This window comes from Roseivirga sp. E12 (assembly GCF_017592825.1).
Classification (GTDB): Bacteria; Bacteroidota; Bacteroidia; order Cytophagales; family Cyclobacteriaceae; genus Roseivirga.
The window spans coordinates 133,154-157,051 of record NZ_JAGFMD010000008.1 but is presented as its reverse complement, the minus strand read 5'-3'; the positions used below and the strand labels follow the sequence as shown (position 1 = coordinate 157,051).

Sequence of the window (23,898 nt, the reverse complement as noted above, 5' to 3'; positions counted from 1 at the left end):
GCTGCCCTGAGGTAACCTCCAATGCGAAAGCATTACAGAAACTTTATTCCGTTACATGGAATGTTATGATATTATAGCTGTGCCATAAGAACATGGATTCCCAGTCACCAGTGTAGTTGGGAAAAGTACCACTGCCTATTTCACTATTAGTGAGTTTTCCATTCACATCCGTTTTGTAGCGTCCCACTCTGTTGATAAACCGGAAAGTACCGGTCTTTCCCAGAGGTATCTTAAAAATCCAATTCCAGTGTCCGACCTTATCGACTGTAGGGTCAAATGGCCCCATGCCATCATCACTTTTTCGTGTTATGAATACATCATCGTCAGAACCGAGAAAAGTACAGCACCTGCCATTTGGAACTTGGATAAGGTTTTCGCCAATTGGATGAAGCTTAATTTGACCATATACTGGTCCTGCGTAATCCGAATTTTCATACAGGCATGGGATTGGGGTTCTGATTCCATCGATTAGGTATCGGTTTTCAATGTCGGGTATCTCTATGGTTTGACCGGCCCGAACATTGAACGTGAAGTTTCGAAGACCAAAGTTGTATCCACCGTCATTGTTGGTACAAAGGCCGTCTTTCACATCTGAAACCCTTGCCAAGACCCTTGTTTTTGTTCCAGAAGTTGTTGTCATCTCAATGAGCAGTTCATCTTCGGTGGTATTGGCATCTGGTGCTGTATATATGATGTAATGGAAATTCTCCCCTCGTTCTAGAAGGGTAGTAAAGGTCTGAGTAAGAATCTCGTATTGACCTTGAGGTGTATTAATCACTTCGATATTAGTAACCTTCTCACCAAAAACAATTTCGGGCAATTCAATCATCCCCATATTGTCATGGCTGGAAATCGGAAACTCAAATGAATCAACTACTTGTTCTTCAGCTATTTCATTGGAAATATTGTCACAAGCGGATGACAATATTGTGAGTGCGCCTATAATGAGGAGTACAGTGTTACTTTTCATAGTTTTAATGTTTTGGTCGTTGACTAATTGTAGCGTGTCGAGAGGAAAACGCTGCTTTGACCAAAAAGAAATCTTGTGAAAAGGTTAATTAGACTCTATGTCTATGGTGATTACACCATACTTGTGGATAGTTAATAACTCTGACCACTCCCAAGAAGATTGAGGGTAGAGTCTGAAGTTAGATAGAAAGCTGCCATCATCTAGTTTATGGACCAATACACCATAGACAAGCCTATGTCGGCCTAGGGGAGCATCCGCTGGCAGAGTACCTGTAATAAGCAATGGGCCGTCTACTCTGTCATGTGTAAAGCCAAGCCTGTCTTTTTCTACTAGTGGATTAAAGGTACCGTAAGAATAGGAGCAACAGTGAGACTGAGGAAAGAGTTTTTTCTTCCCAAGACCAATTAAGATGCTAGATCGGAAGCCGTAATTCTGAATAATATCACAATTTGGTAAGAGACTGCCTGAAGCATCTGATGTATCGTTAAGGCCATCCAATTGAATTCTAAACTCGTCTCCAGGCTTAAGTTTTAATCTAAAGTTTTGAATGGCGAAGTTATAGTGTTCAGAAGGATCGCTTCCTTCACATTGGCCATCTTTTAAATTTGACAGTCGACCTGTTACGTATTGATAATTTCCACTTGCTGTCTTCAACTCAAACTGTATTTCGTCATCCGTTGTAGTATCCGAAGGAGCTTCATATACCACATGGTTCATATCGAAGGAGTTTTGAAAATCCCCCATAAATATTTCGTAGCTACCCTTTGGTTTGTTGGTCACCTTGATGTCAATCACTTCCTCATTCCCAATTGTATCTGGTAATTGTATTAAGCCCATGTTGTCCTTACTTGAGATATGGAATTGAAAGTCTGCTAATTGATTGACTGCTTGATGTCTATTGCAAGAAGTAGCAAGAGAGGTCAAAATGAAGCATGTGATCAATAGGTAGAAGATTTTCATTTTGGTTGATGTGTGTATTTTTAAACGCCATATGACATATTGGAAACAGATTATCGATGGATAGTATTGATTGAGGGATGATATCACATATACATGTGATGTCTTGCTGCTAGAATAACATGCCATCAGATACGGTCTCCGAGGAAGATGGATGCTGGAATTGAAATACCTAAAGGCTATAGTAGACCTAGGAAGCCCTTTTGTCTATTGGCTTACTTACGAGAAATCAATCGGATTTTAGATTTGCTTAGATTAAAACTCAAGCAATTTTTCAGCCTGACTTTCCAAGAGTTGGTTGTAGAAGTCATTGGTGATTTTGCCTTCAGACAAATTCTGTTCAATAGCTGCTAGTTTCGGCTTAAGGGCAAGCACATGCATGCCTAGATAATTGAAGATATCAGTCAGGTGAGACATGGCGAAAACACCACCTTGAACTCCAGAAGAAATGCCTATTAAGGCAGCCTTTTTGTCCTTAACTCCTTCAGGGTATTTTAGGCCATCGATAAACGTCTTTAGTACTCCGGGGAAAGAACCATTGTATTCGGGCACAATGAAAACCAATTTATCCGCGGACTGAACCCGTTCTCTAATCTTATTAAAAGCTTCATTCTTACCATTATTCTCATAAAGTGCGCTACTGATGAAGTCTTCAGGTAGGTCTACAAGATCCACAATTTGACTTTCAGCACCTTTTGACTCAAGAATAGTCCGATAGTAATCAGCAATTATTCTGCTAATAGAATTTTTGCGATTTGTTCCTACGACAATAGTAATCATGACTTTAATTTGACTGCGAAATTAGGTGCATTTATCGAATTTTCAACTGATCGATAAATGTCACGACATATAAAGCAAATTGGATTGTGAAAGGTTCAGAAGATTTAAAAACTTTGCATCTTTACAAGCCAAAATTGGCCTGCCTGAAGGGGTATTTATTGACAAGCTTACTATGACTTACACGGAAAGAGTTTATCAAACAGTCGACTTTATCAACTCACAATTCAACTATGAACCTGAGTTTGGAATCATCTTGGGCACCGGACTAGGAGCCTTGGTGAATGATATTGAAATCGAAAAAGAATTGGAGTATGCAGATATACCCAACTTTCCAGTATCAACCGTGGAGAGTCATAGCGGAAAGCTCATTTTCGGAAAGTTGTCTGGTAGGAAAGTGATAGCTATGCAAGGCCGCTTTCATTATTATGAAGGTTATGACATGAGGGCGGTGACCTTTCCAGTGAGAGTGATGAAAAAGCTGGGTATCCAAAAGCTATTTGTTTCTAATGCGGCAGGAGGAGTTAATCTGAACTACAGAGTAGCCGACCTGATGATCATTGAAGATCATATCGATTTGACCAAAGAAAATCCCTTAACCGGTGCTAATCTAGATGATTTTGGAGGACGTTTTCCAGATATGAGTGAGCCATACGAGCGTAAGATGATCGATGAGGCATTGGCCATTGCTCAAGCGAATGGTATTTCCTGTCATGAGGGAGTTTATGCAGGGGTTAGCGGACCAAACTTGGAAACAAGAGCCGAATATCGCTTTATTGGCCGAATTGGTGGTGATGCCGTGGGTATGTCTACTATTCCCGAAGTGATTGTAGCAAGGCATATGGACCTTCCAGTATTTGCGATTTCGGCTATTACTGATCTCTGTGATCCGGATAATCTTGAGAAAGCAGAGATAAGCAAAATCCTCCAGGCCGCTTTTAAGGCTGAAAAGGGGATGACAATTATTATTAAAGAACTTATTGCTCAGCAATAAATTATTTATGTCCAATAGTGGTGATCACCCTCCGCCTAAAGGCACCTCCCTCAAGGGAGGACAGTAATGGTTTCCCCCGCAGGCGGGGGCGGGGGGGTGGAGAAGTCATATTTTGTAACTGAAGGAAAAAAATCTGATAATTTACTTTAGATGACGAACTCATTTCTTTTCTAAATGTTTTCTTTGAGTATGGAACTAAAAGGAAAGCTCGCCATAGTTACAGGCGTCAGTAAGGGGATCGGATTTGAAACGGTAAAAGTGTTGCTAGATGCGGGTATGGTTGTGGCAGGTTGGGGGAGAACCAACCCTCAAATTGATCACGAAAACTATCACTTCTTTGGAACCGATGTTGCCGATTGGGAGAATGTCCAGGGTTCTTTCCGTTTGACAAAAGAGAAGTTAGGCAAGGCATCAGTATTGATCAATAATGCTGGTTTTGGCTATCAGGGTCTAATTCATGAAATGCCTGTTGAAGAGTGGAAGGAGATGTTTGATGTCAACGTGCACGGACTTTTCTATTGTACGAAAATGGTTGTGCCAGATATGATCGAGGGCCAAGAAGGTCATATCATCAATATTGCTTCAATCGCAGGTACTAACGGTGTTGAAACTATGTCGGGTTACGTTGGTACAAAGCATGCCGTAAGAGGTATTGGTCAGTCAATTTTCAAGGAGTTGAGACAACATGGTATCAAGGTATCAACCATTTATCCTGGCTCTACAAATACAAACTTCTTTGACAGCATTGAATTTGCGAATGCAAACGAGAATATGATGCGTCCAGAAGACATTGCTTTGACTATATTGCAAAGCCTTGAAACACATCCTAATTACCATGTGGTAGATGTAGAGGTGAGGCCACTAATGCCTAAGGGCAGGCCCAATAAATAAGTCGGCAATACGTTAATTTTTCAATGTCCATTAAAGTCAACCAACTCACTAAGGTTTACGGAAGTCAAAAGGCGGTGAATGATATCTCCTTTGAAGTGAGTCCTGGCGATATTCTGGGCTTTCTGGGCCCGAATGGCGCTGGTAAATCCACCACCATGAAGATTGCCACTGGATTTATCCCACCATCTAGCGGTATTGTTGAAGTGGCTGGCCTAGATGTCACAAAAGAACCGATAAATGCCCGTAAGCAAATAGGTTATCTGCCGGAGCAAAACCCACTTTACTTGGATATGTATGTCCATGAGTACCTCGCTTTTATTGGAGATTTACACGGATTAAAGGGTCAGGCACTCAAGCAAAGAATTAGTGAAATGGTCGCCCTTTGTGGATTGACTGTCGAGCAAAACAAGAAAATTGGGACACTCAGTAAAGGTTATCGCCAGCGAGTTGGTTTGGCACAGGCGCTGATACACGATCCTAGTGTGCTGATCTTGGATGAACCAACGACAGGCTTGGATCCAAATCAATTGGTTGAAATACGAAACCTTATCAAGGAGATTAGTCGAGATAAAACAGTAATACTTTCAACGCATATTATGCAAGAAGTAAAGGCGCTGTGCAACCGGGTGATCATTATCGATAAGGGCAATATCGTTGCCAATGACACAGTTGAAAACCTCACGGAAAGTCAACAAGTTTTGAGAGTCGAGTTGCAGGCACCGGTTGATGCTATGGAGTTCGAAGCCTTTGGATCCGTACAATCCGTTGGAGAAAATATCTACGAGATCACGCATACTTCCAAAGATGACTTAAGACCAAAGATTTTTGATTTGGCTAAAAAGAACGACTGGGTGATACTAAGTATGCAGCAGCAAAAAAAAGACCTTGAACAGGTTTTTAGAAACTTAACCCAAACATCCGATGTGGGCGATTTATAAAAAGGAGATCAGACAGTTTCTGAATTCCTTGATCGCTTATGTGGTCATAGGAGTTTTTTTAACAGGGATAGGCCTGCTTACATGGGTCTTTCCGGAGACCAGTGTTTTAACATATGGTTATGCCGATATGGAAACCCTGTTTACCATGGGGCCATTCGTCTTTATGTTTCTGATTCCTGCCATTACCATGCGCATGTTGGCGGAGGAAAATAAGACAGGCACCATTGAACTGTTGCTGACCAGACCTTTGACGGATTTCCAGATTATCATGGGAAAGTTCCTAGCAGCATTCACGTTGGTAGTCTTTTCAATACTACCAACGCTGATTTACTGCTATTCGATTTCGGAATTGGGCAATCCTGTTGGCAATCTAGACGTACCCGGTATTGCCGGTTCCTACCTTGGGCTCATCCTACTGGGAGGAGTTTTTGCGGCCATCGGAATACTGGCCTCATCGTTGAGCGAAAACCAAATTATTGCCTTTATCATCGCAGTATTCTTCTGTTTTTTTATGTTCGCAGGGGTAGAGTCACTGGCGGGATTATTCTCCGGGCGAGTTTCGACCTTAATTGAGGAACTGAGTCTAAGCTACCACTTTGAGGCCATGAGTCGTGGGCTGATTGATACGCGTAATGTGGCTTATTTCGTAAGTGTAGCGGCCATTGTACTTTTGTTGACACACCTGAAGATGGCAACGCGACTCTTCTCTTTTAAACCTATTAGAAACCGGATATTAAGAGGCTTTGCGATGGGGTTGGTTACTATTCTTGTTTTCAATATCGCTGCGGCTAACGCCTATTTGCGAATTGACTTGACAGCTGATAAACGTTTTACTTTAAAACCTGCTACAGGCGATTTACTGTGTAAACTTGATCAACCTTTATCCATAGAAATACTTCTGGCTGGAGACCTTCCTCCGCAATACCTGAGACTTCAAAAATCATTGGTTCAGACATTAAAGGAATTCGAGAATAGGTCGGGCAGTGAACTGAACTACTTTTTCACGGATTTTAATGATGCCGAAAATGATCAAGGTCGGCAAGAGAATTTTGACTACCTGACTACCCGGTTAAGACTATCACCAACTCAGGCGATTTTCAATGAAAATGGTAATCAGGTGAGGCGATTCATTTTCCCTTATGTGATCATAAGCTATAATGGCCAGGCAGGAGCGATTTTAATCTCGGATGGTCAGAAAATTGGACTTACACCTGATGAGGCGATCAACGAGTCCATAGAGAATCTAGAATTCAACTTGGCCATAGGAATTCAAAGATTGGCAAAAGTGGATCGAAAGAAAATAGGCCTGGTAAGAGGTCATCAAGAACTAGATTCTGTAAATATAGCAGGGTTTAATGCCGAAATGATCCAGTACTTCGATCTTGAATATGTGGATTTGGCAGCGCAAGAAAAAGTAGAAGGTTTCGATGCTCTGATCGTCTCAAAACCACTAACAGCGTACTCTAGAGATGATAAGTTTAAGCTCGATCAATACATTATGCATGGGGGTAATGCCATCTTTCTGGTAGATGCTTTGAATGCGGATATGGCTTTGGCAGGGGGGGCAGGTACCGTTGGATTACCAATTGAAACTGGCTTAGATGATATGCTTTTTCGCTATGGCGTTCGGTTGAATAAGAATTATGTTCAAGACATTCAGAATTTTGGTAGATATCCGGTGGTGGTCGATGATGATGAGAATATCATAAATTTCCCTTGGCCATTCTATGCATCGGTGAATGACTTTACGAATCATCCGATTACAAAGAATCTTGATGCCGTATATGCCCGAACTTTTGGTACAATAGATACCGTTAAGGCCGAAGGAGTGAAGAAGACTCCTTTGATGTATACTTCGGAATTTACGAGGGTGTTGGCAGCCCCCGCTCCAGTTTCTTTCAATGATTACGCCAATCAGCCTGATCCCGCCCTGTTTAACCATGGTAAAGAAGCCATAGCCTATTTGTTAGAAGGTAATTTCACCTCACTGTATAAGAATAGGGTGTTGTCAGCCAGTGAAAAGCCCGAATTTAAGGGAACGAGCGAAGGCGGTAAAATCATTGTTGTTTCCGATGGAGATCTAATCAGAAATGAAATAGATCTGAGAAACGGCTCACCAATGGAGTTGGGTTTTAATCCTTTTCGAGAAGAAGGGGAGAAGGTCCGTTATGCCAATAAGGAATTTCTTTTTAATGCTTTGACTTACCTCACCAATGAAAATGGTTTGATTACTGCCCGTGCCAAAGAGGTGCTAATTCGCCCATTGAACAAAGTAAAAGTCCGAGCTGAAAAGACTTATTGGCAAGTGTTGAACCTCGTTGGACCGATTTTGGTAATCGTTCTGTTTGGTCTCATGAGAGGCTTACTGAGAAAGAGGAAATACAGCAATTTTGGCAACTAGTATTTCTGTACGCTTGGATCAATTTCATCTGCCCAAGCAAGAATGCCACCTTTTAAGTTATAGAGATTTTCGAAGCCGTGATTTGCTTCTAGCCAGCTGATCACATCGCCACTACGTTTGCCACTTCTACAGTGAACCACCACCTGCTCATCTTTGGAGAACTTGTCCACATTTTGAGGGACTGAATTCATAGGAATTAATTCACCACCGATTTCGGCAATCTCGAATTCGTTGGGCTCTCTCACATCAATCAATTGAAAATCGGTGCCAGATGATTTTAAAGCTTCAAGTTCTTTAACGGTAACTTCTTTCATGTTGTCAATATTAGTCCTTTTGTGCTAAAGGGCAACCTTCAGGACAAGGGTTATCATTTTGTCTTTGAGAAACTAAGGATTGGGTGATGTGGTTCAGTTTTTTCACCTTAAAGCCAAAGTTCCCTTTAAGCCGATCGCGAATATCCTTCATGTTCTGCAATAGACTATCAATCTCGTTGGGTAGGACATCGCTCAAGGTTTCTTTCAACCGTTTGGCAATGGTCGGAGATTTGCCATTGGTTGATATGGCAATCTTGAGATCACCTTTGGTGACAATGCTTCCGAGATAGAAATCACAGAGTGCTGGTGTATCGGCTACATTCACCAGAATATCCCTTGCCTTGGCTTCATTTCTGATTTCTAGATTCGTTTCATGGTCTTCAGTAGCTAGTATTACCATTTGCATACCAGTGAGGTCCTCATTGAAAAATGCTCGTTCAAAAAGGCTGACATAATTATAATCTTTGGCGAGTGACTTTATCTCGTCCTTGATTTCTTTCCCGATGAGAGTAACGCGAGCATTTGGACTACTCCTCAAGAGGAATGTCAACTTTTCAAACCCCACTTCACCACCTCCCACAATGAGCATATCGAATTGATGCACCTTTAAAAAGATTGGGTATAGCTCGTTTGCCATGTTATCAGCAGTATTGGTTGAGGTTTAATTCCTTTCTCCAGTTGGCATGTGATAGACTTACTGTTTCACCAATGATGATCACAGCAGGAGAAGAAATTTTTTCTGCTTGAGCCTGACCATAAATTGAACTTACTGTTCCTATAATGATTTTCTCATCAGGCATGGTGCCGTTTTGAATAATAGCAACAGGTGACTCTTGTTGCCCATGGGCAGAGAAGGTATCACAGATTTCCCTGAGTTTTCGTGTGCCCATTAAAATGACGACCGTGGCTGTCGATTGTGCTGCAAGACTGATGTCATTTGTCAAAGAGCCATCTTTTGAAGTAGCGGTGACTACCCAATAGCTTTGGCTTACTCCTCGGCTTGTCAGAGGTATCCCTTGCAAGGCAGGTACAGCATGGGCACTACTAATACCCGGGACAATGGCAGTCTCAATATTATGGCTGTTTACGTACTCAATTTCCTCATAACCTCTACCGAAAATAAATGGGTCACCGCCTTTTAAGCGAACAACATGACCTTTTTCTTGGGCAAAGTGTACGATGAGTTGATTGATAGTCTCCTGCGTATGGCTATGCTTTCCGACACGTTTTCCGACATAAATCTTTTCAGTTTTCGCCTTAGCGTAGGTCAATAGTTCCTTCGTAGCCAAGTCGTCATAGAGGATCACATCTGCGTCTGCTATGGCTTTGATACCTTTCACACTGATTAAATCCGGGTCGCCCGGTCCTGCACCGACAAGGGTTAGTTTTGGTAGGGTTTTCATCTTAAGCTTTATAAAAGTCAGTGATGATCAGTTTTTCATTATTTCCAGCTGCCTTGAGCTGAATGCCTCTGAAGACTCTTACACGCTCTAAGAAAGCCGAGGCATCCTTAAAATAGCTTTGTGCGAATTCGATACTCGGTTGTTGCAGTTTCATTCTCAGCACAAATGCTTTGAAACCATCATCTAAACTGAAGAACTGATGATCTCCGAATTTTTCCTCAAAGCTTTCGAGAATCCCTATTTGTGTATTGCACTTAACATCTTCGCTGAGTAGTAGTGCTTTGGCACCAATAACCATACTGCTATAGCTGTTGTAAATGGCATCTGCATAGGCATCTTGTGAAAGGCCTTCATTTGCCCAGTCGAGTCGTTCCTGAGATTCTTCGATAATAGTTCCAATTACATCGAGCATTACGCTAGCACATTCACCGACCCCGATTTCTGGCACAAAGTCTTCCGTTTTGCCCCAGTCCATGTAGTCTTCGTTTGCCAACGAAGGAATATCGGCAAGGGGCTTCAATAAGTGGTAAAAGTGCATTTTTCCTAACCGTTGATAGAAGTCATTGAAGTATTCTCCTTCTTCAGATTTGCTTTCATATTCTCTCAGGATTGTGGCCAGAGCAGTCGGAATTCTCTTGGTAGGAACCTTGATTACTTTTTCAGCAATAAAGCCCTGTCCTTTGGGAGATAAACCACCTCCAATCACCACCTGCATGGCAGGAATAACAAGTGCGCCATTTTTTATTGAACTACCATGGAAACCAATGTTTGCCGCCATGTGCTGCCCGCAGGCGTTCATGCAGCCACTAATTTTGACCTTAATATGTGATTCATCAATCAGATGCTTGAAGTCAGTTTTCAGCATCTCTTCAAGCTTGGTTGTTAAGGCCGTGCTATTGGTGACCGCTAGGTTACAGGTATCGCTACCTGGGCAGGCAGTAATATCATGGGTCGAATCGAAGCCAGGTTTATTAAGTTCTAAGTCGGATAGTGCTGTGTAAATGTAAGGCAGGTATTCCGGCCGAACATGTCTAAGTAGAAGTCCCTGATTAGCTGTGACTCTGATGTCATCAGCCGCATAGTCTTCAACCAATTCAGCTAATGCTCTGGCAGTACTTGAATGTATGTCGCCCAAAGGAACCCTTATCCAAATACCAAAGAATCCTTCTTGCTTCTGTTCAAATACGTTGGTACGTTTCCAGTCCTCAAAAGAGGTCCAGTCTTCAATTTCGAATTTTGGCAGAGACCTTTCTTCAGGAGCAGTAGATGAAACCAGATCATCTTCTACTTTGAAAAGCTGATTGGTCAGAGATGCTCGCTCTGCTTCTACTAAGGCGATGAATTCCTCAAAGCCCATTTTCTTGAGCAAGAACTTCATTCTGGCTTTACTTCTATTAGCACGCTCGCCATAGCGATCAAATACTCGAATAAGTGCCTCTGTAAAAGGAATAATTTGATCAGCTTCGAGAAATTCGTAAGCGGTTTGAGCAGGGATAGCTTGTGCACCAAGGCCACCACCAATTACTACTTTAAAGCCCCTGATCACTTCATTACCCTGGTGTTTCAGTTTTGGTATGAAACCGGCATCATGAAAATAGGTCATGGCCGTATCTCTCTCATCGGAAGCGAATGCGATTTTAACCTTCCGACCCATGTCCTGACAAATTGGGTTTCTCAGGAAGTAATGTGTTAAGGCATGCGCATAAGGACTAATATCAAAAGGTTCATTAGGGTTGATTCCCGCGTCTGGTGAAGCAGTGACGTTCCGAACAGTATTGCCACAAGCCTCTCTGAGGGTAACACCCTCTTCCTCAAGTTCGGACCACAATGCAGGGGAGTCTGCCAACTTCACATAATGCAATTGAATGTCTTGCCTAGTCGTAAGGTGGAGGTTTCCTGTGGCGTACTTGTCGGAACTGTCTGCAATCTTGATCAACTGTTGAGAAGTAACCTTGCCATAAGGCAACTTGATCCTAATCATTTGAACTCCAGGTTGACGCTGCCCATAGACTCCACGGGTCAGGCGGAATAGTTTGAACTTGTCTTCTTCAATTTCTCCATTATTGAATTTGTCAATTCTGTGCTGGAGTTCTAGGATGTCTTTTTTGGCAGCCTCACTGACCTTGTTCGATACGTTTATTGACATTTTTATGTTCTTTTAGCCCGCTCAATGCGATGGATTGAACGCAAAGTAAATGAAAAGGATATAAAATCTACCAAATTAGTAGGGTAATAATATTCAAATGGTTCAATGTTTATCTGAAAAGTGGTTTGAGAATGGTGGAAGGGTAGGACAGTCGCCATTGCCGAAACGCTATAATACCGCGTCAAAAAGGGACGATAAAGTTCTATGTATAGATTTTATTGTTAATTTTATCCGCTTAATAAAACCATCTCAAAAATCGACCATTTATGAAGTTTATTGTTTCTTCAGCCGAGCTTCTCAAGCGACTTTCTAACATTAATGGAGTAATTACCACAAACCCTGTGGTACCAATTTTAGAAAACTTTTTATTCGAAATTAACGATGGTCTTTTGACCATTACTGCTTCTGATCTACAGACATCAATGATCACGGAAATTGATGTGGAGGCAAAGGAGAATGGTAGCATTGCAGTTCCTGCGAGAATCTTGATGGATACTTTGAAGAATTTGCCAGAGCAGCCAGTGACTTTCAGCATAGATGGTGATACCTATAGTGTTGAGATTAATTCGGACAACGGTCGTTATAAATTGGCTGGAGAAAACGCTACCGATTTCCCTAAAGTGCCAGATGTGACTGATGCTTATTCTGTGGATATGTCTACGGACGTTTTGAGCAGCGCAATCAACAATTCGATTTTTGCTACGAGTAATGATGAGTTGAGACCTGCGATGACAGGAGTTTTCGTGAAGCTTGACGATACGAATACCACTTTTGTAGCCACGGATGGTCACAGGTTGGTGAGATATAGAAGAGTTGATGTAGCGACTGATTCAGGCATGTCGATCATCATACCTCGTAAAGCATTAAACCTCTTGAAGTCAACTTTGCCTTCAGAGAACTCAAATGTGATTTTGGAATACAATGCGTCAAACGCGTATTTCAATTTCAATAATATTAAAATGATCTGCCGCTTGATCGATGAGCGATTCCCAGATTATGAAAACGTGATTCCTAGCGAGAACCCGATCGAAATGACGATCGATAGAAACGAATTTTTAGGGTCACTGAAAAGGATTTCTATTTATGCTAACAAGACGACTCACCAGATTCGATTAAAAATTACTGGAAGCGAGCTGACTATTTCTGCAGAAGACTTAGACTTCTCGAATGAGGCGAAGGAGACTTTGGCTTGCGAGCACGAGGGAGAAGATCTAGAAATTGGATTCAATGCTAAGTTCTTGGTCGAAATGTTAGGCAACTTGCATTCGAAGTCTATCACGCTTCAGATGTCTGCTCCGAACAGAGCAGGACTTATCGTACCAGGTGAGAAAGACGAGAGCGAAGATATCCTTATGTTGGTGATGCCAGTAATGTTGAACAACTACTAAGCATAGCATCAATATTGATAAAATTAAAAGGAGCTTCGGCTCCTTTTTTATGCCCTCATTCGTACCAAATAGATAGTCATTCGTCACTCTATATGATTTTTGAGTAGCTATGGCTACCAATTCCATTTTCTTAGGGTCGACTTAGGTCAGTAACAAGGAACCTTCTGAATTCAGTCAGTTTGTGTCAGTTGTACCTCTTGTAGTCAGTCGGGGTATTGACCTATTTGCTCATTCTTTAACGAAAGAAGGCAATAGGTGAAAATCAGAAAGGTAATCCTCAAGGGTTGGGTGATGCTTTGGTTTCATTGCGTTGCCACCCTTGACTTCAGTGTTACTAAAGGCTGAGGTGCTTTACCCCGGTTTAAATCCAAATATGTTTTCGTAAATTTTAGACTAGAATTACCATCCAAGCTTTCGGGACGAGTGCTTAATTTTTTAAGGAAACCATATCCGTTTTATTCTTCCACTAGACAGGCGCTTTGGCTTGTATTTGTGATCTCCCTCTTCATCGGTGTCTTCTGCTATGTTTTCCAACCCTTCGGTATTGACAACTCTTCGATTGATCAACCAGGACTGATCTCTATTGGTTTCGGTGCAATCACCCTCATGACTTCTCTATTTAATATGGTCCTGTTACCTAAAGTCTTCCCTAAGCTCTTACAAAATGATGGATGGACAGTGGGCAAGGAGCTGGTTTGGGTTATCTGGATGCTCCTATGCATTGCTTTTGTTAACTGGGTATATGCTTTGATGTTCTACGAAGCACCACAGATGGACTTGATTTCATATTTAGTCGTAGCGGCATACACTATTGCCATTGGCTTAATGCCGGCCATAGGAGTGATTCTATACAAGCAGAGTCAATCCTTAAAATCTCAGATGCTGGAAGTATCCGTCAAAGTAGGCCAGTCTAGAGAAGGGGCGGCTAATTTCATTTCGGAGAATAAAAAGGATAAGCTCACAATACCGCGGAGTAGCATATTGCTTATTTCTTCGGCAGGCAACTACTCAGAAATATTCTATGAACGAAATGGACGACTGGAGAAGGTTCTTTTGAGAAATAGAATATCCAATTTAGAAGCCGCCTTGAGTGAATTTCCTGAGATAATAAGGTGCCACAGAAAGTATATTATTAACGTAGATAAGGTGATACACTTGGATGGAAATACCCAAGGGTACAAGGTGAAGCTTTTTCATATGGAAGATCCAATTCCAGTATCTCGATCATACGCGAAAGAGGTTAATGAGGCCAGGATGGCCTATGCTGAAGACGTATGAAATGCGGAGAAATAAGAACTGCTTGACAAAATTTTTCTAACTTCACCAGCAGTCCATTAAACATGTTATCTAAAAAGACCCAATACGCTTTTCATGCCTTGACCTACCTTGCGGAAAATCATAGCAAGGGCCCTATTTTGATTTCTGAAATATCCCAAGAGAGGCAGATTTCTCTTAAATTTTTGGAGAATATTCTGTTAGAGCTTAAGAAGTCGGGAGTGCTTGGTAGCAAGAAAGGAAAGGGTGGTGGCTACTACTTGATTAAATCTGCCGATGAGATACCTCTGGCAAAAGTGATTCGTGTTCTGGACGGCCCGATTGCCCTATTGCCTTGTGTTAGTCTTAACTATTACGAGAAGTGTGAAAACTGTCAGGAAGAGATTTGCGGTTTGAACCGAGTGATGGCTGACGTCCGAGATAATACCCTGAAGGTTTTAGAAAATAAGACCCTAAAAGACATTTTGAGGAACCGTTAGATTTTTTTTGCGTTATTAGTCTACAAAATAGGTAGGGAATACATAGATTTGCAAATGTAAGTCTACTGACCTAAAGTAATATGCTATTAGATACGACCATTAACAGAAGGATTGATAACACCACTAACAAGAGTGACAGCAATCTCAAAAGTATAGCCAAAACGATTAGTTGGCGCATTGTAGGTACGATTGATACCATACTCATCGCTTACTTTGTTACGGGTGAAGTGGCCATGGCTTTGTCTATCGGGTCAGTAGAAGTGGTTTCCAAAATGATCTTGTATTACCTGCATGAGCGGGCTTGGGCGAATGTAAAACTGAGGAAGTAGCAATGGATTTAGATGTATTAAATGATCGGATTGATGATAAGCCTCTGCATGAGGCTTTAAGTTTTTTAGCCGAGACCTTTCCCGGCCAAGTAGTATTCTCTTCTGCCTTTGGTCAGGAAGATCAGGTGATTACTGATGCCATTTTCAAGAATAATTTGGACATCGAGATTTTTACGCTGGACACTGGTAGGTTATTTAAAGAGACCTGCGATTTGATCGATCAAACAAGATCTAGGTATAAGAAAGAAATCAAAGTCTACTATCCGAACTCCGAGCAGGTAGAGGAACTGACTACTAAGAAAGGTATGCACAGCTTTTACGAATCAATTGAGAATAGGAAAGAGTGCTGTTACCTCCGCAAGGTAGTACCCCTCCAGCGTGCCTTGCAGGGTGCTAAAGTTTGGGTAACGGGTCTCCGTGCTGGGCAATCTGACAACAGACAGTCATTCGATAATCTAGAATGGGATGAGGGCAATCAAGTGATAAAATTCAACCCTATACTGAATTGGTCTTTTGACGAAATGATCGATTACCTAAAGACGAATAATGTGCCTTATAACAAGCTGCATGATCAAGGTTTCGTGAGTATTGGGTGTGCTCCATGCACAAGGGCAATTGAATCTAATGAAGATGCCAGAGCAGGCAGATGGTGGTGGGAGACCTCCAAAAAAGAATGTGGTTTACATCAAATCAAAATAAAAGCAACAGCATGAAGATATTCGATGGTCAGTTTCCAAGAGAATTGGAAGACGAGGCAATTTATATAATGAGAGAGGTGGCCGCTCAGTTTGAGCGCCCCGCTATCCTATTTTCGGGAGGTAAAGACTCCATAACCTTGGTGAGGCTGGCACAGAAGGCTTTTTATCCGGGCAAGATTCCATTTCCATTACTACATGTAGATACAGGGCATAATTTTCCTGAGACCATTGCCTTTAGAGATCATTTAGCCAATGAGTTGGGGCTGGAACTGATTGTACGCTACGTACAAGATGCAATTGATCAGAAGAAAGTTCAGGAGGAGTCTGGAAAGTACGCTAGCAGGAATGCCCTACAAACCGTGACTTTACTTGATGCTATCGAAGAGTTAAAATTTGATGCGTGTCTTGGCGGGGCAAGAAGGGATGAGGAAAAAGCTAGAGCCAAGGAGAGAATTTTCTCGGTCAGGGACGACTTCGGACAGTGGGATTCTAAGAAACAACGACCAGAGCTTTTTGATATGCTCAACGGAAGAATCAATGTTGGGGAGAATGTAAGAGTCTTTCCTATCTCTAACTGGACGGAAATTGATGTTTGGAATTATATCAGAGAGGAGGGGCTCGAGATTCCTTCAATCTACTATGCCCATGAGCGTGAGATTTTTGAACGTGATGGTATGATTTGGCCGGATTCTCCCTTTATCAATAAAGCTGAAGACGAGGCTGTTAGTAAAAAGATCGTGCGGTTTAGAACCGTTGGCGACATGACTTGTACTGCGGCAGTCGAATCTGAAGCTGATCATATTGACAGGGTAATTGAAGAGATTTTGAGCGCGACAATTTCTGAGCGTGGCGCAAGAATTGATGATAAACGCTCAGAAGCTGCAATGGAAAAAAGAAAGAATAATGGCTATTTCTAAGAATAAAGAAGTTTTAAGGATCGCTACAGCTGGAAGCGTTGATGATGGGAAAAGTACTTTGATAGGGAGACTCCTCTATGAGACTAATTCTATTACTACGGATAAGCTCTTGGCAATTGAGGAAAGTAGCCGGAGAAAGGGACTTGGCTATACTGATCTGTCATTACTAACCGATGGCTTGGTAGCGGAGAGAGAACAGGGGATTACGATAGATGTCGCCCACATATATTTCTCTACTCCAAAGCGTAAGTTTATCATTGCAGATACTCCAGGTCATGTAGAGTACACCCGCAATATGGTGACTGGTGCTTCAAATGCGGACGTATCAATAGTTCTTGTCGATGCACGAAATGGCCTTGCAGAACAAACACATAGACACCTTTATATCTCTCATCTTTTGAAGGTTCCAAAAGTAATTGTGTGTGTTAACAAAATGGACTTGGTCGATTATGATGAAGATAGGTTCAATGAGGTGGTTCAGGATTTCAAGAACTTACTAGGCAACGACACTTTTAAAAATCTTTCGATTGATTTTATCCCTGTCAGTTCTTTGCATGGCGAGAACATTGCAAATGATGCCAGGCAAATGGGTTGGTATAAAGGAGATAATCTCTTGGAGGTATTGGAAAATATTGAGGTTCATCCAGATACAAAGAATAAGCCCGCGCGATTTCCAGTGCAACTGGTTATTCGTCCGAAGTCTGATGACTTTCACGATTACAGAGGCTATGCAGGCAAGGTGGCTAGTGGAACCTTCTCCAAAGGTGATACCATTCGAGCCTTACCATCTGGTATGACTGCCAGAATTCAGTCGATCGATCAGTTTGAAGATTCGCTTGAACATGCCGAGGCTACAGAGTCTGTGACCATTAGATTAGATCATGATATTGATATTAGTCGAGGTGATATGCTTGTGAAAGACGAAGAACTCAGAGGGTCGAAGGACTTGGTTTCTAATATCTGCTGGATGGATAATGCGCCTCTGGTCAATGGAAAGACATATAAGCTTCAACACGGAGTTAATGAGACCAGGGTGAAAGTGGCGGGAATCAACTTTAGAGTGGAGACTTCTAATTTAATCAAGGATGAGACGGCCACGGAGCTAGGCCTGAATGACGTAGGTCAGGTTACTCTGAAATCTTCAAAAGCTGTATTGATTGATAGATATGAAGAAAATAGGGCCAATGGCGCATTCATTTTGATTGATGAGTTTACTAATAGTACGGTTGGGGTAGGTTTTGCGAGTTAGTCGAGTTTCTCTTCTATAATCTCTTCCAATATTAGGGATTGGCCATATACTCGGTCAAACAGGGAGTTGAGTTCAAGTTCGTTGGATAGTAGATTAACAACCAAGTTCTTGAATTCAACACTCTGAATCTTATCGAGTGAGATGATTTTTTCTTCTCCGAAGTCAACATCAGAAACGAGGAAGTCACTGTAGTACTTTTCCTTCATACGGACATAGTAGTCTACTACATCCCTAAGCTCTAAATAGTAGGCTTTGATTTTGATTAGCTCACTCTTAAGGTCGGAGTTTTTGTTTGTGTAATTGGAGTTCAAATAGAAGTTTAGGGCTTCCATTTGGGTGATGGGTTTATGGGTTCGATTTATGTCAAACAGATAATGCGAGATACTGTCTACCTCTAAGTTCTCACCTGCAAAAAGAAACCGAGCCAATTGTCTGGTATCCTCCTCAAGCTTTTTTCTACTTCCAATCAAACTCTCGAAAACATCTTTGTTGTTGGAGTTTTCGTCAGCTAGTCTTTCAATGGCTGCTTCCTCGAGCTTTAGGTCTTTTTGATCTTCGTAGTAAACATTGAGTTGATAGGCAGCAGTAATACCAAAAATCACAATGAATATCTCCATGAGATAGGTGTAGATATCATTGCGTTTAAGTCTTCTGGAAGTGCCGAATTTCACCATTGGGTCTGCTCAGTTAACATAAAGACACCTGAGCTATTCTCAAAGATGCTTAAGCTTTCGGTTTTTACAAAATATGAAGAACCCCAGTGCTTCAATTGTGTTCGGAGATGATGTTTGTGATAAGGCTATCCACTTTTACAAGTTGTGCCGAAGCCTGATCATACAAACGGTTTAACTCGTACTCATCGGTTGCCATATTCCAGACTATGTTTTTGAATTCAATTGAACGTATGCTGCCTAAGTCAATTACTTTTCTTTCCAGAAAATCAACACTGGTTCTGAGGTGCCCCATATAGTCTTGTTGCTTCCTATCCTTGTATCCTTCTGATAAGTCCAGGAGCTCTTGAAAATAGGTTTGCAGGGCTAGGAGTTCGTTTTTCAGTTCAATATTTGAGCTTCCATAATTGCTGCTTAAATATGAGGTAGTAGCCTGTTGTTGTAAATCTGGAGTAGAGGTTTGTACCAGACGAAATACATATTTGTTAGCAGTATCTAGAGAAACCGAGTTGTTTTTTATCAGGTAAAGAAAATGATCTGAATCCTTTGTGATCCTTTTTCTGTAGGCTTCTAGGCTCTTGAACTCGGCAATATTGATTTGAATTTCTTTGTCGAGGTTTTTAAGAATGTTGAGTTCGAGCTTATTATTAATGCGATTTTCATTGATAATGTTGAGTTGGTAGGCGATTGATATCCCAAGTATGACGATCACCAGTTCCATGGTGTATACTTTGAGATTCCGACTTTTCAATAGCCTATTCAGTCGCATGTTGGAGGTTTGTTTATTCTATTCGCTCGATTTTAGCACCTAGAGCATTCAGTCTACCGTCAATGTTTTGATACCCTCTGTCTATCTGCTCAACGTTGTCAATAACACTTGTTCCTTCTGCAGACAATGCTGCGATTAGCAAGGCTTGCCCAGCTCTGATATCTGGGGATGTCATGCGGATGCCCTTCAGTTTTTGAACTCTGTCAAGTCCAATTACGGTAGCCCTGTGCGGATCACAAAGAATAATTTGAGCTCCCATATCAATTAGCTTATCCACGAAGAAAAGCCTGCTTTCGAACATCTTCTGGTGAACAAGGACAGTTCCTTTGGCTTGAGTTGCCATGACGAGTACTATACTCAAAAGGTCAGGTGTTAAGCCTGGCCAAATTGAATCAGCAATAGTCATAATAGATCCGTCAATGAACGTCTCTATCTCATAGTGCTCTTGTGCTGGAATGTAAATGTCATCCCCTCTGAACTCCATTTGTACACCGAGTCTCCTAAAGGTTTCAGGGATAAGGCCCAATTCCTTAATTTGACAATCCTTAATGGTGATTTCAGATTGAGTCATTGCCGCCATTCCAATGAATGAGCCAATTTCAATCATATCCGGAAGCATCGTGTGCTCAGTACCTGCAAGTCCCTCAACTCCTTCAATATGAAGCAAATTAGATCCTACACCCGTAATTTTAGCACCCATTCTGTTCAACATCTTTGAAAGTTGTTGAAGGTATGGCTCACATGCTGCATTGTAAATGGTCGTCTTGCCTTTGGCAAGTACGGCCGCCATCAAAATATTGGCAGTTCCGGTCACTGAAGCCTCATCAAGAAGCATATAGGTGCCCTTAAGGTCTGATGCATCGATATGATACATACCAGTCTCTGCTTCATAAAGAAAGCGAGCACCTAATTTTTGAAAGCCCAAAAAGTGGGTGTCAAGCCTTCTACGGCCTATTTTATCTCCTCCCGGTTTTGAGATTTTTCCTTTGCCAAACCTGGCCAATAAAGGTCCAAGAATCATAATGGATCCTCTTAAGGAAGAAGCTTTAGTCCTAAATTCTTGAGTTTCGAGGTAGTCAATATTGACATCCTTTGCGCAAAACTTATAGCTCTCGCCACCTAGGTGTGTAACTTCCACCCCCATATCTGCCAATAGCTCAATGAGTTTATTGACATCCCGAATGTCTGGGACTTTGTTGATAGTAATGGGTTCAGAAGTCAGTAAGACAGCGCAAAGAATTTGGAGCGCTTCATTTTTGGCACCTTGGGGAGTAATTTCTCCCGAAAGCCTGGTGCCACCTTCAATGACGAATGAGGACATTTAGTTTCTGCGTCTATTGTTATTGTTTCTTCTTCTGTTGTTATTATTATTTCTCTTATCGCGGTCTCTGTTGTTCCTGTTTTGAGGTCTCTTTTCGCGAATATTGTTATCAAACAGACCGAATTCTTTTACCTCTGCTATATCAATATCAAGCTCGTTATTAGAGAGTTGTTTGATTTGCTTGAGAATAATCTCATCATCGATATTGTCCTTATTCCAAGTGTTATAAAAGCCTTTCATAAGTCGACCTATATGGATAACTGCTGATTTCTTTGTCTCAGGGTCTTCCATTTTAATGGTCTGCTCAATCATATGCTCGACACTACGGCCGTAATGCATGTATTTGATTTTGGAGTTCTTATACTCCATGCGCTGAGGCTTTTTACCAATTGCCGATTTTTCAGGCATTGGAAAAGGGGCTTCAATTTCAAGGTCGAAATTTGAAACGATATATAGGTCATCCCATACCTTCTGATCATTGTCTTGACCAACTTTTAGGTTAGGGTTGATTTGTCTCATAAGATCAGTCAAAGTCTGTGCATAGGCACTCCTTTTTTCTTCATCCTCGATAGTTCTGATATGATCTACCAGTTTCTGAATGTTGCGGCCATATTCTTTTAGCCTTACATCAGTTCTTTCTGTATTATATTCTAATCCCATTAATTCTTAAGTATAGGTCAAATTAACAATAATTATATCAAAAGAGGGCTATTCGAGCCCTTCTATTCGACTATTCGCAGCTTAGCAAAGGTCAGGAGCAGTGTTTTTTCACCAAAATCTTCGAAGATCACTTTGGCTTTCTTGTTAGCTCCCTCTACATCCATTTTTGAAACTTTACCAAAGCCGAATTTTGGATGCTCAACCTTCATGCCTTCTTGTAATCCAGAAGTATCACTCGGCTGAAAATTGGCCGAGGGTTGGTGATATTTCATAGGCTTTTTTGGAGCCGCCTTCTTACTCGCCATCAAATTTCTGGCAAAGTTCGAATTGAAACTCGGTGGTCCATCACTTCTTCCTAGTTTGGGTTCGCGACTTCCATATCGGGTGTTCACAAAAATAAAACTTGGGTCTACCTCTTCGATAAAGCGACTTGCCTCTGAATTGATCAGTCTTCCGTAACGATAACGTGATAATGCATAAGAGAAGTATAAGTTTTCTTTCGCCCTTGTAATAGCTACATAGAAAAGACGTCTTTCTTCTTCCAGATCGTCACGACTGCTTAGCATCATTTGAGAAGGAAAAAGGTCCTCTTCCAGCCCAACAACAAACACATTTTTAAACTCAAGACCCTTGGATGAGTGAATGGTCATCAGTGAGACGTAATCGTCATTGCCAGCATCATCTTTGTCCTGATCAGTTAGGAGTGCAATGTCTTGAAGGAAGGCACTTAAACTCTTGTCTTCTACTTCAGGTGTGTCTACAAACTCTTTGATCGCGTTCAAGAGCTCCTGAACATTTTCATAGCGATTGAGACCCTCTACTGTCTTGTCTTCATAGAGCTCTTTAAGCAGGCCCGAATTTTTGGCTATATGGTTTGCTGCTTCATAAGCATCTTTGCTCTCCACATATATTTTAAAACTCTTAATAAGGGTTACAAAATCCCTCACCGCGTTGGCGGCCCTACCCGGAAGGAAAGAGTCAATATTGGTCAAGACTTCCCAAAGAGGGATATCATGTTCGAAAGCAGCCACAACAATTTTTTCTACTGATGTGGTACCAATTCCGCGTTTTGGCAGGTTGATGATCCTTCTGAATGATTGCTCATCCTCAGTGTTCATGGCATAGCGGAGGTAGCCCATTAAGTCTTTGATTTCCTTTCGTTGATAGAAAGACAAGCCACCAAAAATCTTGTAGTGAATTCCTGCTTTTCTCAGTGCCTCTTCAATAGCTCTAGACTGGCTGTTTGTTCTGTAGAGGATGGCAAAGTCTTTATTTTTATAGCTGTTCTGACTTTTTTGCTCAAATATTGCTGAGGAAACAAATCGGCCTTCTTCGTTGTCTGAAACAGATTTGATCAATTCAATTCTATTGCCCTGATCATTAGAAGTCCAAACCGTTTTCTTAAGCTGACCTTTGTTTCGGGCGATTACTGAGTTGGCAGCATTTACAATATTCTGTGTCGAACGATAGTTTTGTTCAAGCTTTATGACCTTGAGGTCTGGGAAGTCTTTTTCAAAGTTGAGAATGTTCTCAATATTGGCACCACGGAATGCATAGATCGATTGTGCGTCATCTCCAACAACCGCTATATTCTGGCTAACCGATGATAGCTTCTTTGTAATCAGATATTGTGAGACATTGGTATCTTGAAACTCATCTACTAGCACATATTTGAATCTGTGCTGGTACTTGTTCAAAACATCAAGGTGATCTCTAAATAGTACATTGGTATTGAAGAGAAGATCGTCAAAGTCCATTGCATTGGCTTTGAAACATCTCAGACAGTAAGTCTTGTAAATACGACCCATTTCTGGCTTCTGGGCTGCAGTATCGTCCGCTTCATAGAGTGGATTAGCCAGATAATCCTGCCAGGAGACCAATCGGTTCTTAGCACCCGATATTCTATTGAAAACGACATTCGGCTTGTAAACCTTGTCGTCCAATCCAAACTCCTTTACGATGGTTTTGATCAGTGACTTAGAATCATCAGCATCATAAATAGTGAAGTTGCTCGGGTAGCCAAGCCTATCGGCCTCAGACCTTAGGATTCTTGCAAACACAGAGTGGAAGGTTCCCATCCACAAGTTGCGGGCATCATTGCCTACTACTTGCTCAATTCTATGCCGCATTTCTTTGGCTGCCTTATTGGTAAAAGTAAGCGACAGAATATTGAAAGGATCAACTCCTTTTTCTTTGATCAAGTAGGCAATGCGGTAGGTCAGGACCCTTGTTTTTCCAGAGCCAGCACCCGCAATAATCATAGAGGGGCCTTCAGTGTTTACAACACCTTCATACTGCGGTTCATTAAGGGAAGAGAGGTATTCCATTCAGCACAAAATTCGGCTCGACTT

The 23,898-nt window shown here is 41.6% G+C and carries 23 protein-coding genes; 11 read left to right on the top strand and 12 right to left on the bottom strand.

Annotation, left to right across the window (positions count from 1 at the left end; genetic code table 11):
* Positions 1-43 precede the first annotated feature (43 nt).
* From J4E76_RS16935 to J4E76_RS16925, 3 genes are all read right to left on the bottom strand, one after another.
* Positions 44-970, bottom strand: a complete 927-nt coding sequence (locus tag J4E76_RS16935) for a hypothetical protein (RefSeq protein ID WP_208505970.1) — start codon at positions 968-970, stop codon at positions 44-46.
* 84 nt (positions 971-1,054) lie between these two features.
* Positions 1,055-1,930, bottom strand: a complete 876-nt coding sequence (locus J4E76_RS16930) for a hypothetical protein (protein ID WP_208505969.1) — start codon at positions 1,928-1,930, stop codon at positions 1,055-1,057.
* 252 nt (positions 1,931-2,182) lie between these two features.
* A complete protein-coding gene (locus tag J4E76_RS16925; RefSeq protein WP_208505968.1) occupies positions 2,183-2,707 on the bottom strand; it encodes an NADPH-dependent FMN reductase in 525 nt (174 codons plus the stop codon).
* Positions 2,708-2,879: 172 nt separating this feature from the next.
* Between J4E76_RS16925 and J4E76_RS16920 the strand changes: the two genes are divergently transcribed.
* The 4 genes from J4E76_RS16920 (at position 2,880) to gldG (ending at position 7,928) form a co-directional block, all read left to right on the top strand.
* On the top strand, positions 2,880-3,698 hold the full coding sequence (locus J4E76_RS16920) for a purine-nucleoside phosphorylase (RefSeq protein WP_208505967.1): 819 nt from the start codon (positions 2,880-2,882) through the stop codon (positions 3,696-3,698).
* 189 nt (positions 3,699-3,887) lie between these two features.
* Entirely contained in the window at positions 3,888-4,589 is a 702-nt protein-coding gene (locus tag J4E76_RS16915) for an SDR family oxidoreductase (protein ID WP_208506053.1), read from the top strand.
* Between the two features lie 23 nt (positions 4,590-4,612).
* On the top strand, positions 4,613-5,527 hold the full coding sequence (gene gldA, locus J4E76_RS16910) for a gliding motility-associated ABC transporter ATP-binding subunit GldA (RefSeq protein WP_208505966.1): 915 nt from the start codon (positions 4,613-4,615) through the stop codon (positions 5,525-5,527).
* On the top strand, positions 5,511-7,928 hold the full coding sequence (gldG, locus tag J4E76_RS16905; protein ID WP_208505965.1) for a gliding motility-associated ABC transporter substrate-binding protein GldG: 2,418 nt from the start codon (positions 5,511-5,513) through the stop codon (positions 7,926-7,928). The genes gldA and gldG overlap by 17 nt, the downstream gene beginning before the upstream one ends.
* Here gldG and J4E76_RS16900 read toward each other — a convergent pair.
* The 4 genes from J4E76_RS16900 to J4E76_RS16885 are packed head-to-tail and all read right to left on the bottom strand — an operon-like array spanning position 7,925 to position 11,791.
* Positions 7,925-8,242, bottom strand: coding sequence for a rhodanese-like domain-containing protein (locus tag J4E76_RS16900; RefSeq protein WP_208505964.1), 318 nt, complete (start codon positions 8,240-8,242; stop codon positions 7,925-7,927). The two genes, gldG and J4E76_RS16900, sit on opposite strands and share 4 nt — an antisense overlap.
* A 10-nt stretch (positions 8,243-8,252) precedes the next feature.
* Positions 8,253-8,879, bottom strand: a complete 627-nt coding sequence (locus J4E76_RS16895; RefSeq protein WP_208505963.1) for a bifunctional precorrin-2 dehydrogenase/sirohydrochlorin ferrochelatase — start codon at positions 8,877-8,879, stop codon at positions 8,253-8,255.
* A 4-nt stretch (positions 8,880-8,883) separates the two neighbouring features.
* Positions 8,884-9,645 carry a uroporphyrinogen-III C-methyltransferase gene (cobA, locus tag J4E76_RS16890; RefSeq protein WP_208505962.1) on the bottom strand — a complete coding sequence of 254 codons (762 nt, stop codon included), beginning with the start codon at positions 9,643-9,645 and terminating at the stop codon, positions 8,884-8,886.
* 1 nt (position 9,646) lies between these two features.
* Complete coding sequence (locus tag J4E76_RS16885; protein ID WP_208505961.1) at positions 9,647-11,791, bottom strand: nitrite/sulfite reductase; 2,145 nt, start codon at positions 11,789-11,791, stop codon at positions 9,647-9,649.
* A gap of 266 nt (positions 11,792-12,057) precedes the next feature.
* Between J4E76_RS16885 and dnaN the strand changes: the two genes are divergently transcribed.
* The 7 genes from dnaN to J4E76_RS16850 all read left to right on the top strand — a co-directional run bounded on the left by dnaN (position 12,058) and on the right by J4E76_RS16850 (position 18,126).
* On the top strand, positions 12,058-13,179 hold the full coding sequence (gene dnaN / locus J4E76_RS16880; RefSeq protein WP_069843953.1) for a DNA polymerase III subunit beta: 1,122 nt from the start codon (positions 12,058-12,060) through the stop codon (positions 13,177-13,179).
* Between the two features lie 423 nt (positions 13,180-13,602).
* Positions 13,603-14,457 carry a LytTR family DNA-binding domain-containing protein gene (locus J4E76_RS21225; RefSeq protein ID WP_208505960.1) on the top strand — a complete coding sequence of 285 codons (855 nt, stop codon included), beginning with the start codon at positions 13,603-13,605 and terminating at the stop codon, positions 14,455-14,457.
* Between the two features lie 62 nt (positions 14,458-14,519).
* Positions 14,520-14,933 (top strand): Rrf2 family transcriptional regulator, encoded by a 414-nt coding sequence (locus tag J4E76_RS16870; protein ID WP_208505959.1) that lies wholly within the window; start codon positions 14,520-14,522, stop codon positions 14,931-14,933.
* A gap of 80 nt (positions 14,934-15,013) precedes the next feature.
* On the top strand, positions 15,014-15,262 hold the full coding sequence (locus J4E76_RS16865) for a DUF2061 domain-containing protein (protein WP_208505958.1): 249 nt from the start codon (positions 15,014-15,016) through the stop codon (positions 15,260-15,262).
* 2 nt (positions 15,263-15,264) lie between these two features.
* Complete coding sequence (locus J4E76_RS16860) at positions 15,265-15,975, top strand: phosphoadenylyl-sulfate reductase (RefSeq protein WP_208505957.1); 711 nt, start codon at positions 15,265-15,267, stop codon at positions 15,973-15,975.
* The gene (gene cysD, locus J4E76_RS16855; protein ID WP_208505956.1) at positions 15,972-16,877 is read left to right on the top strand and encodes a sulfate adenylyltransferase subunit CysD; all 906 of its coding nucleotides are present in this window, start codon (positions 15,972-15,974) and stop codon (positions 16,875-16,877) included. The genes J4E76_RS16860 and cysD overlap by 4 nt, the downstream gene beginning before the upstream one ends.
* Complete coding sequence (locus J4E76_RS16850; RefSeq protein ID WP_208505955.1) at positions 16,864-18,126, top strand: sulfate adenylyltransferase subunit 1; 1,263 nt, start codon at positions 16,864-16,866, stop codon at positions 18,124-18,126. The genes cysD and J4E76_RS16850 overlap by 14 nt, the downstream gene beginning before the upstream one ends.
* Here J4E76_RS16850 and J4E76_RS16845 read toward each other — a convergent pair.
* The 5 genes from J4E76_RS16845 to J4E76_RS16825 form a co-directional block, all read right to left on the bottom strand.
* A complete protein-coding gene (locus J4E76_RS16845) occupies positions 18,123-18,800 on the bottom strand; it encodes a hypothetical protein (RefSeq protein WP_208505954.1) in 678 nt (225 codons plus the stop codon). The genes J4E76_RS16850 and J4E76_RS16845 overlap by 4 nt on opposite strands.
* A gap of 91 nt (positions 18,801-18,891) precedes the next feature.
* The gene (locus J4E76_RS16840; RefSeq protein WP_208505953.1) at positions 18,892-19,566 is read right to left on the bottom strand and encodes a hypothetical protein; all 675 of its coding nucleotides are present in this window, start codon (positions 19,564-19,566) and stop codon (positions 18,892-18,894) included.
* 13 nt (positions 19,567-19,579) lie between these two features.
* The gene (gene murA / locus J4E76_RS16835; protein ID WP_208505952.1) at positions 19,580-20,887 is read right to left on the bottom strand and encodes a UDP-N-acetylglucosamine 1-carboxyvinyltransferase; all 1,308 of its coding nucleotides are present in this window, start codon (positions 20,885-20,887) and stop codon (positions 19,580-19,582) included.
* Positions 20,888-21,547: a DUF4290 domain-containing protein gene (locus tag J4E76_RS16830; RefSeq protein ID WP_208505951.1), complete on the bottom strand. Its 660-nt coding sequence runs from the start codon at positions 21,545-21,547 to the stop codon at positions 20,888-20,890.
* Positions 21,548-21,609: 62 nt separating this feature from the next.
* Positions 21,610-23,874, bottom strand: a complete 2,265-nt coding sequence (locus J4E76_RS16825; protein ID WP_208505950.1) for an ATP-dependent helicase — start codon at positions 23,872-23,874, stop codon at positions 21,610-21,612.
* Positions 23,875-23,898: the final 24 nt, after the last annotated feature.

Excerpts from the sequence above, each read along its gene's own strand:
- J4E76_RS16935 (WP_208505970.1), bottom strand. The coding sequence starts at position 970 with ATGAAAAGTAACACTGTACTCCTCATTATAGGCGCACTCACAATATTG.
- J4E76_RS16930 (WP_208505969.1), bottom strand. The coding sequence starts at position 1,930 with ATGAAAATCTTCTACCTATTGATCACATGCTTCATTTTGACCTCTCTT.
- J4E76_RS16925 (WP_208505968.1), bottom strand. The coding sequence starts at position 2,707 with ATGATTACTATTGTCGTAGGAACAAATCGCAAAAATTCTATTAGCAGA.
- J4E76_RS16920 (WP_208505967.1), top strand. The coding sequence starts at position 2,880 with ATGACTTACACGGAAAGAGTTTATCAAACAGTCGACTTTATCAACTCA.
- J4E76_RS16915 (WP_208506053.1), top strand. The coding sequence starts at position 3,888 with ATGGAACTAAAAGGAAAGCTCGCCATAGTTACAGGCGTCAGTAAGGGG.
- gldA (WP_208505966.1), top strand. The coding sequence starts at position 4,613 with ATGTCCATTAAAGTCAACCAACTCACTAAGGTTTACGGAAGTCAAAAG.
- gldG (WP_208505965.1), top strand. The coding sequence starts at position 5,511 with ATGTGGGCGATTTATAAAAAGGAGATCAGACAGTTTCTGAATTCCTTG.
- J4E76_RS16900 (WP_208505964.1), bottom strand. The coding sequence starts at position 8,242 with ATGAAAGAAGTTACCGTTAAAGAACTTGAAGCTTTAAAATCATCTGGC.
- J4E76_RS16895 (WP_208505963.1), bottom strand. The coding sequence starts at position 8,879 with ATGGCAAACGAGCTATACCCAATCTTTTTAAAGGTGCATCAATTCGAT.
- cobA (WP_208505962.1), bottom strand. The coding sequence starts at position 9,645 with ATGAAAACCCTACCAAAACTAACCCTTGTCGGTGCAGGACCGGGCGAC.
- J4E76_RS16885 (WP_208505961.1), bottom strand. The coding sequence starts at position 11,791 with ATGTCAATAAACGTATCGAACAAGGTCAGTGAGGCTGCCAAAAAAGAC.
- dnaN (WP_069843953.1), top strand. The coding sequence starts at position 12,058 with ATGAAGTTTATTGTTTCTTCAGCCGAGCTTCTCAAGCGACTTTCTAAC.
- J4E76_RS16870 (WP_208505959.1), top strand. The coding sequence starts at position 14,520 with ATGTTATCTAAAAAGACCCAATACGCTTTTCATGCCTTGACCTACCTT.
- J4E76_RS16865 (WP_208505958.1), top strand. The coding sequence starts at position 15,014 with ATGCTATTAGATACGACCATTAACAGAAGGATTGATAACACCACTAAC.
- J4E76_RS16860 (WP_208505957.1), top strand. The coding sequence starts at position 15,265 with ATGGATTTAGATGTATTAAATGATCGGATTGATGATAAGCCTCTGCAT.
- cysD (WP_208505956.1), top strand. The coding sequence starts at position 15,972 with ATGAAGATATTCGATGGTCAGTTTCCAAGAGAATTGGAAGACGAGGCA.
- J4E76_RS16850 (WP_208505955.1), top strand. The coding sequence starts at position 16,864 with ATGGCTATTTCTAAGAATAAAGAAGTTTTAAGGATCGCTACAGCTGGA.
- J4E76_RS16845 (WP_208505954.1), bottom strand. The coding sequence starts at position 18,800 with ATGGTGAAATTCGGCACTTCCAGAAGACTTAAACGCAATGATATCTAC.
- J4E76_RS16840 (WP_208505953.1), bottom strand. The coding sequence starts at position 19,566 with ATGCGACTGAATAGGCTATTGAAAAGTCGGAATCTCAAAGTATACACC.
- murA (WP_208505952.1), bottom strand. The coding sequence starts at position 20,887 with ATGTCCTCATTCGTCATTGAAGGTGGCACCAGGCTTTCGGGAGAAATT.
- J4E76_RS16830 (WP_208505951.1), bottom strand. The coding sequence starts at position 21,547 with ATGGGATTAGAATATAATACAGAAAGAACTGATGTAAGGCTAAAAGAA.
- J4E76_RS16825 (WP_208505950.1), bottom strand. The coding sequence starts at position 23,874 with ATGGAATACCTCTCTTCCCTTAATGAACCGCAGTATGAAGGTGTTGTA.